This is a genomic window from Paenibacillus sp. EKM10P, from assembly GCF_011800655.1.
Lineage (GTDB): Bacteria > Bacillota > Bacilli > Paenibacillales > Paenibacillaceae > Paenibacillus > Paenibacillus polymyxa.
This window is the reverse complement of record NZ_JAALET010000058.1, coordinates 1-829: the sequence shown is the minus strand read 5'-3', so window position 1 is coordinate 829 and position 829 is coordinate 1. Positions and strand designations below refer to the sequence as shown.

1 protein-coding gene is annotated in these 829 nt (G+C 53.7%); it reads left to right on the top strand.

Annotation, left to right across the window (positions count from 1 at the left end):
- The coding region (locus tag HFE01_RS26380; protein WP_243208295.1) for a condensation domain-containing protein at positions 1-829 on the top strand (829 nt) is incomplete at both ends.

The following is an 829-nucleotide window of genomic DNA, read 5'->3' as shown; positions in this document are numbered from 1 at the left end:
ACGGACGAAACAGGTCAAACCCAGCTCGTGGCGTACTACGTGGCAAGTCAAGAGCTTGGAGCTAATGAGTTGAGACAAAAGCTGGGACAAAAGCTGCCAAGCTATATGGTGCCGTCGTATTTCATCTGGTTGGAGCAGATGCCGCTGACACCGAACGGCAAAATCGACCGCAAGTCCCTGCCAGCACCGGAAGGCAGTCTACACAGCGGTGCAGATTATGCAGCGCCACGAACTGTAACGGAACGGACACTCGTAGCGATCTGGCAGTCCATCCTGGGCGTGCCCACTGTCGGGATTTTGGACCATTTCTTTGACCTGGGCGGCGATTCGATCAAGGCGATTCAAATCGTATCGCGTGCGTTCCAGGCAGGCTACAAGCTGGACATGAAGGATTTGTTCCGCTATCCAATTGTTGCAACACTGGCACTGCATATGCATGAGGTAAGTCGTAGGGTAGATCAGGGAGAAGTGAGCGGGGAAACAACTTTGTCTCCGATCCAGCATGGGTTCTTTGCCCAAAAGCAAGTAGATGCGCATCACTTTAATCAGGCGGTGATGCTGCACCAGAAGCAAGGGTTTGATGAGTCCGCTCTGCGTCAGGCACTTGACAAACTCACAGCGCACCATGATGCTCTGCGGATGGTGTTCAGCAAGACCGAGCAAGGCTATGAAGCCTGGAACCGCGGAGTACAGGAAGGCGAGCTGTATCACCTGGACGTGGTGGACTTTACGAACTTGACGGATGAAGCCACGCTCAGCGCAGCCATGGAGGCGAAAGCTAGTGAAATTCAAAGCAGTATCCAGCTGCATGAAGGGCCGCTGTTGAAGG